The sequence below is a fragment of the Ferrimonas aestuarii genome (assembly GCF_005116665.1).
GTDB classification, from domain to species: domain Bacteria; phylum Pseudomonadota; class Gammaproteobacteria; order Enterobacterales; family Shewanellaceae; genus Ferrimonas; species Ferrimonas aestuarii.
In genome coordinates this window covers 45,919-55,443 of the sequence record NZ_SWCJ01000024.1, presented here as the reverse complement: position 1 = coordinate 55,443, position 9,525 = coordinate 45,919, and the positions used below count along the sequence as shown (strand labels likewise).

The window sequence follows — 9,525 nt, the reverse complement described above, 5'->3', positions numbered from 1 at the left end:
CGGCTCGAGGGGATGAACAACAAAATCAAATTGATTAAGCGCATGGCTTACGGCTACCGGGACACTGAGTACTTTTTCTTGAAGATAAAATCAGCATTCCCCGGAGATCCGCGATGAACCTTTTTTATTTGCCTAAACGGTAGCGGGAAACCAGAACACTGGGCTCTAGTAGAATTTCATCGCAATATTGGAAGCCCAGACGGGTCAGTACGCCGATGGAAGCTAGGTTGTCCGCATTGACGATGGCATCCACGTGTTTAATGCCCAGTCGAGGGAGCTCGTATTTCAGCACCGCGTCTGCTGCTTCGCAGGCATAGCCTTGGCCATGAAACTCCTCTAAAAACGCGTAGCCCAGATCCGGTTCATCAAGCTGTGGCCGCTTCACCAGCCCCGCCACACCAATGGGGGTATTGGTCTGCTTGAGACTGACTTTGTACATGCCAAAATCATGCTGTTGGTAGCTTGAGAGGATGCGCTCTTCGATCTGCGCCTTGGCTTGCGATAGGGTGCGGACGCCGCGATCGGCAATGCCCCGAATGTAGCTGGGCTCATTCATCAGTGCCAGCATAAAAGGAGCATCGTCTAGGGTGAATGGGGTCAAGGTGAGGCGCTGGGTTTCAACTAACATGGCGTTCCTGAGTTTGGTGTTATTCTCAGTCCATCATAGCGAATTCAGACAGTTACGCCATCATTGACCGGTTAATCCCAACGGAAGCTGTAGGCGGCTACCGCGAAGCACACCAGGGTTAGGCCACCCAATCCTGCCAGCTGTGGCAACACTTCCATTAGCCCTGCGCCGTCGCTGATGATGGCGCGGTTGGCGCTGTTCATGTGCGATAGGGGCAGAAGCTTGGCGAGGTTTTGTAGCCAAGGGCTGGCACCTTCCATGGAGAACCAGATCCCAGATAGCAGCATCATCGGCCAGCTCAGTAGGTTGAGTATGCCGTTGCCAAGCTCATCGGATCGGGTTCGGCAGGCCACCAACAGACCGATGCTGATCATCGCTGCGGTGCCCAGACTGCTGGAGAGCAGCAGCAGCAGAATATTGCCTTGAATGGTGACATCAAACATGAGCGCCACCACGGTGAATACCAAAATGGCGGTGGCCATGATGGCAATGAGGCGCGACAACAGTTGTGATAGCAAAAATTGACTCGCCGTTAACGGCGTTACCTGCATCCGTCTGAGCACGCCGGTGCGGCGGTAGCGAATTAACACATAGCCCACGCCAAATAGGGCCGAAAACATCATATTCATGCTTAAGATCCCCGGCAGATACCATTCTACGTGGCTCATGGAGCGGCCGTTGATCACCAGTTTGTTTAACCGCGGCGCTTTTGCCAGCAGCAACTGTTCCAGAAAGTAGCCGCTGCGGTTATCTGGGTTGATGGCATAGCCGTGCTCTGTAAGCAGCAGATCGATGCGATGGCGAGCCACACGCAGCTCGGCTTGCTCAAGGGAGTCGTAGTGCAGCCAGTTGATGTATTTCAGATCGGATAGGGCGCTGGCCGCTGTTGGCTGGCCCACGATACCAACTCGGTACATGGGGGCATCGTCGTTATCAAACACCAGTGCCAGAGCCACAATCAGAATCAGCGGGAACAGCAGTGACCAGCCGAGGGCCGAGCGGTCGCGGATGAACTCTTTATTGCGAGCATGGATCAGGCTAAACAGCGGAGAGCGGGGAGACGTGGCCATCAGAGCACCTGTCCTGTGAGTTTAATAAAGAGATCGTTCAGATTGGGCTGGCGCACGGAGAAGCCTCGTAGGGGTACCTTGAGACTGGTGAGCTTGGCGATGAGCTCATCGGCGCTGCCACATTCAACGGTCCAATTGCCGCTCTGTTTTTGCACTCGGTATTGATCCATCAGCGGGCTTGGCAGCTCAAGAGAGCCATCGAGTTCCGCCAGCAGTGGCGCAAAGTGGTCTTTGAGCAGCGCTTGAGGGGTGTCTTCGGCAACGATCTTGCCGTGATTCATCAGGGCGGTGCGATCGCACAGTTCGGCGGCTTCGTCCATATAATGGGTGGTAAGCAACATGGTGAGCCCTTGGGCTTTGAGCTGTTTTAAGGTCTCCCAGAACTGAGCTCGAGCCACGGGATCCAGCCCTGTGGTGGGTTCATCCAGAAACAGCAGCCGGGGTTGGTTGACCAAACTTAGCGCCAAAAGCAATCGCTGGCGCTGGCCTCCAGAAAGATGAAAGTGCAGCTTGTCGATAAACTTGCCTAGGTCACAGAGCGCCACCAACTCATCCACACTGATGCATTGATGGTAGAAGCTGGAGAACAGCTCGATGCATTCGCGAACGGTCAGGTAATCGGGCAGGGCGGTCTGTTGAAACTGGATGCCGATCTGTTCCCGATAACTGTTCGACAGCGGGTGACCAGCAAATAAAATGCTGCCACTGTCCGGTTGCTGTACCCCCTCTAGCATCTCTAAGGTGGTAGACTTCCCCGCGCCATTTGGGCCTAAAAGCCCCAGACATTGGCCTTCCAATAGGGAGATATCAACCCCATCAACGGCCTGATGATCGCCAAAGCGTTTTCGGATTTGGGTCGCGGTTAGTAGCATAGGTAAGGTCAAATAATCGAAATTAACTCGCATTATTTGCACCTGGCCGTTCAGAATCACTGTGAGTTTTTACATACTTTTTGAGCTCATGGCAAAACTGTGTTCAGGCCCCAATTCTTGGGCTTTATTGCTGGTTTTACCCCCCAGATTTCGGCACAGTGACGGCTCATTTTAGAATCAGAGTTGTCACTATGCGGCGCGTTTTCTCCTCCCTGTTTTGTTTGTTGGCTTTGCTGCAATCGGTGTCGGTTTGGGCCGCAGCGGAGCGCATCGTCACTCTGGCTCCCAGTTGGAGTCATACGGTGGCGGAGATGGGGGGCATCGACAACCTGGTGGGGGTGACTCGGTATGCTCGTTTCCCTGAAGCGGTGCCCGCTCGGGTAAGAAGTGGTGAACTGACCGTGGTTGGTGGCTTTACCGACATCAAACTGGAGAAGATTCTGGCGCAAAATCCCGATCTGGTGCTCACCGCCAGCCCTTTGCAGTTGGAGCTGAAAGCCAAATTGGACGCTAAAGGCATCGATACCTTGCACATGCAGGAGCGCAGTGTGGACGACATCTACGCTAAGTTTTTGGCCTTGGGGGAGCGCATGGGCAAGCAGGACCAAGCCAAAGCCTTGGTGGATAAGCTCAAAAGTGATATCGCCAGCATCAGTGAAACCTACCAGCAGGGCAAGCGGCCGAAGGTCTATTACGAACTCAACTACTACTATAAATGCGTTCCCGGTGCCGACTCTTACATTCGTGAACTGATTGAGCTGGCTGGCGGCGAGCCTCTGTTTGCCGAGCGTCCTGGCAATGCGCCGGCGGTAACCTGGGAGGAGGTGGTTGCCGCTAATCCAGATGTTATTTTGATTCCAATTTGGCCTGGAGCTCAGCCTGCGGTATTTGAAGGCCCTCGGGCAGGCAACGGCACCACCACCATTGAAGAGGTCATGGGCCGCAAAGACGCAGACAAGGTGGCTGCGGTGCAACATGGCGGGGTGCGATTTATTGACTCAGCGGTAACCAAGCAGCCCAGCCCTGGTTTGGCAAAGGCGGTGCAGCTTTTCGCTGAGGCGATTCACGGGCAATAGAGATTATTGATCTTTTGGGTGTTTTTTTGTGCCAAAAGCGGGTGATTTACCTGTTAGATTTCACAATCAATGAGAAACAGACCCTCATCTTTCGGCAATGTTAACGGTCACCGTGTTTCAGTGTCGTTTTGGTGTTAAGGTCTTTTGAATTGGGCGATTTCCGACGCTGTTGGGAATCATGGGAATGCGGTGAGAGGCCGCAACTGTACTCGCAACTGTAATCAGAGCGATAAGCCATAACCACTGGCCATGGCTGGGAAGGGGTTTATCTAGACGCTGAAAGTCAGGAGACCGGCCCTAGGAGGGTGTGTATGCACCCTGAGTTTTACATTAATGTTCAAGCGGGTTTCTTGGACAGCAAGCGGGTTTATTGAACCGAGAGTGTCAATAAACCGGTTTCACTGCTCATAGGTGGCTGCGGCCACGCCCGCGTCTTGGCGGACGCGACATGCAATACGAATTACAAACAGAATCAAAGTCGCTGACGGTGTCCCAGATAAGTTGGGGCTGTGATGGCAAAACCATCATAGATGACGTCAGCTTCGAAGTGGCTCCGGGACGAATGGTCGGAGTGCTTGGGCCCAATGGGGTGGGAAAATCCACTCTGTTGCGCTGTTTATATCGCTACCTTACTCCCAGCCAAGGTCAGGTCGCTTATGGCGGCAAAGCCATTGGCAAATACAGCCAGCGCCAGTTTGCCCGAGAGGTTGCGGTGGTGCTGCAACACTCCCCTCAAGGGTTTCAAACCTCGGTGGCACAGCTGCTCAGTACCGGTTTGCTGGCTCGAAAATCCTTCTGGCAGTGGGCGGATCCCAAAGCCGACGCCAACGCCATTGATGAGGTGCTGGAGCGCGTTGGTCTGCTGGATAAGCGCGAGCTGCGCTTTGACTTGCTCTCCGGCGGCGAGCAGCAGCGCGTGTTGATCGCCCGAGCTTTGCTGCAACAGCCAAGCCTGTTGCTGCTGGACGAACCCACCAACCATCTGGATGTACGTTATCAAATTGAAGTGCTCAAGCTGGTGAAAAGCTTGGGGATCTCCGTGGTAACCACCATTCACGATCTCAATTTGGCGGCGGCGTTTTGTGACGACGTATTGCTGCTGGAACACGGTAAGGTGGCGGCCTTTGGTTCGCCCAAAGAGGTGCTCAGCCCACGGCGGATCAGCCGCGTGTATGGGGTCGACAGCCAGGTGGATAATCACCCGCAAGGCAAGCACCCTCGCATTACCTTCCGCTATGGTGAGGTCGCCAGTGACGCTCATTAAACCTCAGTGGATGTTATTGATTTTGGCACCGCTTTTGGTGGTGTCACCGATTTTTGCCATCGCCATTGGCAGCGCTCAATTGGAGTTCTCCACGGTCATCAGCGCCATTAAAACCCTGTTAAGTGCCGCCGAACCCAGCTCCATTGGTGAGCGCATCGTGATTGAGCTGCGCTTTCCCCGAGTGCTGATGGCGATGATCTGCGGTGCCGGCCTCGCAGTGTGTGGCTCGGTGCTGCAAAGCATCACTCGCAATCCCCTCGCTGATCCTTACCTGTTTGGTATCTCCTCCGGCGCCTCCCTTGGGGCGGTGATCGCGTTGACCATTGGCCTTGGCACCATTGGTCTGCCGGTGGCGGCCTTCGCTGGTGCGCTGATTGCGGTGATGGTAGTGATGGTGATGGCTCGAGATGGCCGCATCGAAGGGCTGATTCTCGCTGGGGTGGCGATCTCCTTTTTACTGGGTTCTCTGGCCAATTTGGTGCTCTATTTCTCTGAAGCTCAAGCCATTCAAGCGGTGCTGTTTTGGACCATGGGCAGTTTTGCTCGTGCCGGTTGGGGCGATTTGGGCATACCCGCGCTGATTTTGCTGGTGGCGCTGATTGTGATTGCTCACCAACAGCGAGCGTTGATGGCATTAATGGCAGGGGATGAAAGTGCTCACACCCAAGGCGTGGCGGTACAACCGCTGCGTTTAGGCATGCTGCTGCTGACGGCGCTGCTGACTGCCACCTTGGTGGCCAACTGTGGTGGCATCGGCTTTGTGGGGCTGATGGTGCCGCACATTGTACGAATGCTGATTGGCAGTGGTGGGGTGATAGGCATCTTAGTGACCGCCATTACCGGTGCGCTGCTGATGGTGTGGGTGGATCTGCTGGCTCGCTGGCTGTTGCCATCTCAAGAGCTGCCTGTGGGGGTGGTGACCGCCATCTTGGGTAGCGTGTTCTTTTTAGGTCTGCTGATTAAACGTCGAGGTGAGCGCAGATGAAGCGATTAGTGATTGGCGGCGCTCGCTCCGGCAAAAGCCGACTGGCACAGCAATGGGCCAGTGATTGGCAGCAGCGCAGTGGCGGCGACGTGGTGGTGATCGCGACCGCAGAACTGCGGCAAGGCGGTGGCTCTATGGCCGAGCGTATCGCCCACCACCGTGCCAACCGCCCCAGTGATTGGATCACCGTGGAGCAGCCTCGAGACTTAGGGCTGGCGCTGGCTAAGCTGCACGGAAAGCCCTGTTTTGTGATGGTGGATTGCTTGACCCTGTGGCTTGCTAATGAGCTGGAATCGGGACTAGACGCTTACGCAGAGGCCAGAGCAGAACTGTTGGAAGCGCTGGAGTCGGTTCAAGTGGAAGAGCTGGTGATGATCGGCAATGAACTAGGGCAAAGCGTGGTGCCCATGGGCGCCGAAACCCGTCAATTCGTGGATCAAAATGGCTGGTTGCTGCAGGCAACCGGTGAGTTGTGCGATCAGGTAACCATGGTGATAGCCGGTCAACCGCTGCCACTGAAGGGGGGCTTGTGATGACGCTCTGGTCTCGAGCACTGGCCGTGCTGCTCGTTCTACCGATGCTGGCATTGGCGGCCCCAGAGCGCATTGTGGCGCTGACTCCTCATTCGGTGGAGATGCTCTATGCCATCGGGGCAGGCGAGCGCATTGTGGCCACGGTGAGTTACGCCGATTACCCTGAGGCGGCCAAGGCGATCCCCAGAGTGGGACGTCACGATCACTTGGATCTGGAGCAGATCATGCTGCTCAAACCGGATTTGATTGTACTGGGCGTCAATGACACCGCGGCCCAGCTGTATCAGCAGTTGCAGTTACTTGGGGTTCCCATTGTGGACAGCGGTGTGGACGCCATCGATGAGGTACCTGATCGTCTAGAGACCTTAGGGGAGCTCACCGGTAACGCTTCTCAAGCCAAACAGGTGGCAGCAGAGTTTCGTCATCAATTGAAGGCGCTTCGCAGCCGTTATCGCCATCAATCGCCGGTGCCGGTGTTTCTGCAGGTCTTTCCCGAGCCACTGATCACCACCGCCAATGGCTGGTTGTCTCAGATCATATCCGATTGTGGTGGCGACAACGTATTCGATGGCGCCGAAAACGGCATGACGTCAGAGTATCCACAGATCAGTGTGGAGCAGGTGCTGGTGCGCCAGCCGCAACTGATCATCCGCCCACACCATGGAGGCATGGACTTGGACGCCATGGATTGGTCGAGATGGCCGGAGATCCCCGCAGTTGCTGGAAATCACATTTTGGATATGGATGGGGATACCTTAAATCGCACCGGTCCTCGAGTGCTGATTGGCATGGCTCAAGTGTGTCAGGCCATCGATGACGTACGAGGTCAGCCCTGATGTTGTCGCTGTATCTTGGCGGGGCCAGAAGCGGTAAGTCCACCTTGGCTGAAGAAGCCGCCTTTGCCGTCGAGGCCAAGGGCAAACGCATACTCTATGTGGCCACCGCCGAGCGCCACCCCAGCATGGCCGAGCGTATTGAGCTGCACCAGCGCCGTCGCCCCGCCAGTTGGTACTGCATCGAGGAGCCAAGAGCACTGGCGCAGCTGCTGCTAAATGAAGGCAAGCCCAATACCCTCATCTTGGTGGATTGCTTGACTCTGTGGCTCACCAACCAGTTGTTGGCCGAGGCGGATATGGCCTTGGAACAGCGAAAGCTGTTGCAGGTGCTGGCTCAGGTGAAATCTCAAGCTGAGGTGGTGTTGGTATCCACCGAGGTTGGCCATGGGCTGATCCCTGACGATGCGCTAACTCAGAATTACGTGGCTGCGGCTGGCGAGCTGCATCAAGGCATTGGTGAGATCGCCGATGCCCTGTGGTGGTGCAGCGCTGGGCGAGGCATTGAAGTGAAAACCGCTCAGGCAAATAGTGAGGGTAACCATGGCCAGTGAAGTTAATCTGGTGCTGCTCAGGCACGGAAAACCGCAGCAAAGCGACCGGTTATTAGGGGTGACTGACCCCGACCTAACTGAGTTGGGGTTTGACCAGTGCGACAAGGTGGTGTCCGGTCATCAATTTGACCGAGTGGTGAGTTCGCCAAGGCTGCGTTGTCAGCAGTTTGCCCAGCCGTTTGCCGATGCCAGCGGGTTAGCCTACGGGGTAGAGGACGCCTTTGCCGAGCTGAATTTCGGTGACTGGGACGGTCAAAGTTTGGTGGAACTGTGGCAGCGACAAGATGGCGCTTTCGCCGCCTATTGGGAAAATCCGTTTGCCATTACGCCGCCATCTGGCGAGTCGATGCAGGCGTTGACGGCCCGCTTAGTTCAAGGCTTACATCGGTTTCAAGATTGTGATGGTCAGCGAATTTTGGTGGTGACACACGGCGGTGTGCTTCGAGGGCTGTTGGCGTGGCTGTTTAATCAAAGTAGCGGCAATGCGCACCTGTCCAAAGTGGTGGCCGGTCATGCCAGTCAACTGCACCTTACTCTCTATTTTGATGACGATGGCTGTTTGTGGCCGCAGCTGGCAGGCCTGATTCCAACGCCGGAGTTGCCATGAGTGTCATCGGTTTCACCATCATTAATGGCATCGCCCCTTTGGCGCAGCTGCATCGTCTTTCCGATGCCGGTGCCGGGGCCAACCTGATGCACCTAACGCCCACTCGCGACAGCGAAGTGATCGCCTATGGCCGCGCCCTAACTGAACTGAATCTGCCGACGCCTGAGCCTGGAACCTTGGCATTTGACGGTTTGTTGGGCAATGGTGGCATCAGCCCGTCGGTATTGACTCACGGGTTGCTGCAGCTGCTCACCGAGCAAGGGTTTGAGGTGGAATTTCGCAGCTTTAATTTTGGCAATCCGCTGCCCCAAACGGGCCAAAGCCCGTGGAAGGTGGAGCACTTTGGCGGCGAAGGCGCCGATCATCAGCGTTTGTGTCAGCAGCTGCTTGAGACCCTTATCGATCTAAGTCAGCGTGCAGAGCACAGTGTGTTGGCAGAATGCGGCGTTGGTGGCACCACGTTTTCCACCTTATGGCTAAGGGGACTGACGGGAAAAGCCCTAAGCCCTGCAGGGTCGACGAAAGACCCTGAGAAGCTGGCACAAAAAGAGGCGCTACTCACGGAGCTGTGTGCAGAGCACCTGGAGTCCGAGTTCTGTCTTGAGCGGATGCTGGCGACCCAAGGTGCCCACGACCCGATTCAACAGGCTCTTTGCCACCTATTTCGTCATTGGCCTAGGGGCAAGCCGTTGCCATTTTTGGCTGGCGGCATGATGTTTTTGGCGCCACTGCTGGCGTGCCAACGTATCGGCTGGTTTGACGGCGACAGCACCATTGCCACCACCCGCTGGGTACTGGAGGGCGATGGCAGTCAGGCATTGCTGTCCCTGCCACAGCGCTGCCAATTACTTGAGCACAGTACGGATTTTAATCAGGCCGACCATCACTGCCTGCACCGCTATGAACAGGGGCAGGTGGTAGAAGGGTGTGGTCTCGGTGGCACTTTGGTGCTGGCCGAACAGCTTGGCGTAAGCCAAGCATCGATCGTGGCGGCGCTTGATGGCGCTTGTCGTCAACATATTCAGGCGCACCGGCAGCGAGTTCGGGCGAATATCGAATAAACAAAGCACGATGGCTTGTGGATGCGAGCCTAGATAAGGGAC

At 55.9% G+C, this 9,525-nt stretch carries 12 protein-coding genes and 1 riboswitch; of the genes, 9 read left to right on the top strand and 3 right to left on the bottom strand.

Annotated elements, in window-relative coordinates:
• Positions 1 to 117: transposase (locus tag FCL42_RS20055; protein WP_136865211.1), on the top strand; the 117-nt coding region annotated here is incomplete at its 5' end.
• 7 nt (positions 118 to 124) lie between these two features.
• Here FCL42_RS20055 and FCL42_RS20050 read toward each other — a convergent pair.
• The 3 genes from FCL42_RS20050 to FCL42_RS20040 form a co-directional block, all read right to left on the bottom strand.
• Positions 125 to 628, bottom strand: a complete 504-nt coding sequence (locus tag FCL42_RS20050; RefSeq protein WP_136865210.1) for a GNAT family N-acetyltransferase — start codon at positions 626 to 628, stop codon at positions 125 to 127.
• 71 nt (positions 629 to 699) lie between these two features.
• A complete protein-coding gene (locus tag FCL42_RS20045; protein WP_136865209.1) occupies positions 700 to 1,698 on the bottom strand; it encodes an ABC transporter permease in 999 nt (332 codons plus the stop codon).
• A complete protein-coding gene (locus tag FCL42_RS20040; protein WP_229359919.1) occupies positions 1,698 to 2,603 on the bottom strand; it encodes an ABC transporter ATP-binding protein in 906 nt (301 codons plus the stop codon). Before FCL42_RS20040 ends, FCL42_RS20045 begins: the two co-directional genes overlap by 1 nt.
• Before the next feature lie 158 nt (positions 2,604 to 2,761).
• On the opposite strand from FCL42_RS20040, the gene FCL42_RS20035 reads away from it, so the two are divergent.
• The 8 genes from FCL42_RS20035 (at position 2,762) to FCL42_RS20000 (ending at position 9,483) form a co-directional block, all read left to right on the top strand.
• Entirely contained in the window at positions 2,762 to 3,646 is an 885-nt protein-coding gene (locus FCL42_RS20035; protein ID WP_136865208.1) for an ABC transporter substrate-binding protein, read from the top strand.
• 134 nt (positions 3,647 to 3,780) lie between these two features.
• A riboswitch (cobalamin riboswitch) is annotated at positions 3,781 to 3,960 on the top strand.
• Between the two features lie 134 nt (positions 3,961 to 4,094).
• Positions 4,095 to 4,910 carry an ABC transporter ATP-binding protein gene (locus FCL42_RS20030; protein WP_136865207.1) on the top strand — a complete coding sequence of 272 codons (816 nt, stop codon included), beginning with the start codon at positions 4,095 to 4,097 and terminating at the stop codon, positions 4,908 to 4,910.
• A complete protein-coding gene (locus FCL42_RS20025) occupies positions 4,882 to 5,895 on the top strand; it encodes a FecCD family ABC transporter permease (protein WP_136865206.1) in 1,014 nt (337 codons plus the stop codon). The genes FCL42_RS20030 and FCL42_RS20025 overlap by 29 nt, the downstream gene beginning before the upstream one ends.
• Positions 5,892 to 6,428, top strand: a complete 537-nt coding sequence (locus FCL42_RS20020; protein ID WP_136865205.1) for a bifunctional adenosylcobinamide kinase/adenosylcobinamide-phosphate guanylyltransferase — start codon at positions 5,892 to 5,894, stop codon at positions 6,426 to 6,428. The genes FCL42_RS20025 and FCL42_RS20020 overlap by 4 nt, the downstream gene beginning before the upstream one ends.
• Positions 6,428 to 7,264 (top strand): cobalamin-binding protein, encoded by an 837-nt coding sequence (locus FCL42_RS20015; RefSeq protein WP_229359918.1) that lies wholly within the window; start codon positions 6,428 to 6,430, stop codon positions 7,262 to 7,264. The genes FCL42_RS20020 and FCL42_RS20015 overlap by 1 nt, the downstream gene beginning before the upstream one ends.
• Positions 7,264 to 7,815: a bifunctional adenosylcobinamide kinase/adenosylcobinamide-phosphate guanylyltransferase gene (locus tag FCL42_RS20010; protein ID WP_136865204.1), complete on the top strand. Its 552-nt coding sequence runs from the start codon at positions 7,264 to 7,266 to the stop codon at positions 7,813 to 7,815. The genes FCL42_RS20015 and FCL42_RS20010 overlap by 1 nt, the downstream gene beginning before the upstream one ends.
• Positions 7,805 to 8,422: a histidine phosphatase family protein gene (locus tag FCL42_RS20005; RefSeq protein WP_136865203.1), complete on the top strand. Its 618-nt coding sequence runs from the start codon at positions 7,805 to 7,807 to the stop codon at positions 8,420 to 8,422. The genes FCL42_RS20010 and FCL42_RS20005 overlap by 11 nt, the downstream gene beginning before the upstream one ends.
• Positions 8,419 to 9,483, top strand: coding sequence for a nicotinate-nucleotide--dimethylbenzimidazole phosphoribosyltransferase family protein (locus FCL42_RS20000; RefSeq protein WP_136865202.1), 1,065 nt, complete (start codon positions 8,419 to 8,421; stop codon positions 9,481 to 9,483). The genes FCL42_RS20005 and FCL42_RS20000 overlap by 4 nt, the downstream gene beginning before the upstream one ends.
• Positions 9,484 to 9,525 lie beyond the last annotated feature (42 nt).

Coding starts and splice junctions, on each gene's coding strand:
- FCL42_RS20050 (WP_136865210.1), bottom strand. CDS start 628: ATGTTAGTTGAAACCCAGCGCCTCACCTTGACCCCATTCACCCTAGAC.
- FCL42_RS20045 (WP_136865209.1), bottom strand. CDS start 1,698: ATGGCCACGTCTCCCCGCTCTCCGCTGTTTAGCCTGATCCATGCTCGC.
- FCL42_RS20040 (WP_229359919.1), bottom strand. CDS start 2,603: ATGCGAGTTAATTTCGATTATTTGACCTTACCTATGCTACTAACCGCG.
- FCL42_RS20035 (WP_136865208.1), top strand. CDS start 2,762: ATGCGGCGCGTTTTCTCCTCCCTGTTTTGTTTGTTGGCTTTGCTGCAA.
- FCL42_RS20030 (WP_136865207.1), top strand. CDS start 4,095: ATGCAATACGAATTACAAACAGAATCAAAGTCGCTGACGGTGTCCCAG.
- FCL42_RS20025 (WP_136865206.1), top strand. CDS start 4,882: ATGGTGAGGTCGCCAGTGACGCTCATTAAACCTCAGTGGATGTTATTG.
- FCL42_RS20020 (WP_136865205.1), top strand. CDS start 5,892: ATGAAGCGATTAGTGATTGGCGGCGCTCGCTCCGGCAAAAGCCGACTG.
- FCL42_RS20015 (WP_229359918.1), top strand. CDS start 6,428: ATGACGCTCTGGTCTCGAGCACTGGCCGTGCTGCTCGTTCTACCGATG.
- FCL42_RS20010 (WP_136865204.1), top strand. CDS start 7,264: ATGTTGTCGCTGTATCTTGGCGGGGCCAGAAGCGGTAAGTCCACCTTG.
- FCL42_RS20005 (WP_136865203.1), top strand. CDS start 7,805: ATGGCCAGTGAAGTTAATCTGGTGCTGCTCAGGCACGGAAAACCGCAG.
- FCL42_RS20000 (WP_136865202.1), top strand. CDS start 8,419: ATGAGTGTCATCGGTTTCACCATCATTAATGGCATCGCCCCTTTGGCG.